This is a genomic window from Stieleria mannarensis, assembly GCF_014154935.1.
Classification (GTDB): domain Bacteria; phylum Planctomycetota; class Planctomycetia; order Pirellulales; family Pirellulaceae; genus Stieleria; species Stieleria mannarensis.
On the sequence record NZ_JACEHH010000182.1, the window covers coordinates 1 to 850 of the forward strand.

The 850-nt window shown below is 60.1% G+C and carries 1 protein-coding gene; it reads right to left on the reverse strand.

What is annotated here, in order from left to right; translation table 11 throughout:
* Nucleotides 1-850, reverse strand: an 850-nt coding sequence (locus tag H1B37_RS32990; protein ID WP_182871517.1) for an IS91 family transposase, incomplete at both ends; no start/stop codon positions are given.

The window sequence follows — 850 nt, forward strand, 5'->3', positions numbered from 1 at the left end:
GTCGAAGCTGACCGTCACCACACGCAGGCCACCTCCACAGTGGGCACAGCGGGGTTCGCTGACTAGCCGTTCCGACTGCGGGGCATGGCCGCTGGCCAGCCAGTACACCCAGCCCAGATGCATCCACACCAGCAGTTGCAGTTCGTCTAAACGGATGGCTGAATTGCTACTCATCCATCCGTAGTGCCGAACCTTTTGGAACCCGCTGGGGAGAATATGCTGAGCGAACCCCTCGACGAACTTGACACCTTCAACGTTCCGCTCGGTCGTCCGCTTGGCCTTGGTGGGCGTGACGGTGTACGAGACCGAACGGTCGGTGACCGCAACGATCCGCTTGTCGCTGATCGCGACTCGATGGATGTACGGCGCAAGGTAACGCAATGAGCCCCAGGCGTTGCCGACCGCTTCGATGTCCACCACGAAGTTCTTCTTCCACGCTTCGCTCGGCACCGAATCATAAAGTCCACAGCGGCGAAGCTCGTCGGCCAGCTTCGCTTTGTAGACCCGAACCAGGGTGCCGTGGTGGAACAAGAAGCCTTGCGGTGTGCTTTGCCAGCCGATCGCCGCGCCCTCCTCATCAACCTTCACTCCACCGCCGGGGATGATGTAGTGAATGTGCGGATGATAGACGAGCGGATCGCGGCCCCACGTGTGCAGCACGCCGAAATAGCCGAGCTTGCATCCTTTCAACGCTTTGGTTGCGGCGCCGACGTCTCGAATGCTCTGTGCCGAAGCATCGAACAACGAACGATAGCCTTCACGTTGGTTCGCGCGCAGCACCAAGCCGACTTCACGGGGAACCGTGAAGGTGACGAAGAAGTGATGAACCGGCAGCAACCGCTTCTGATGC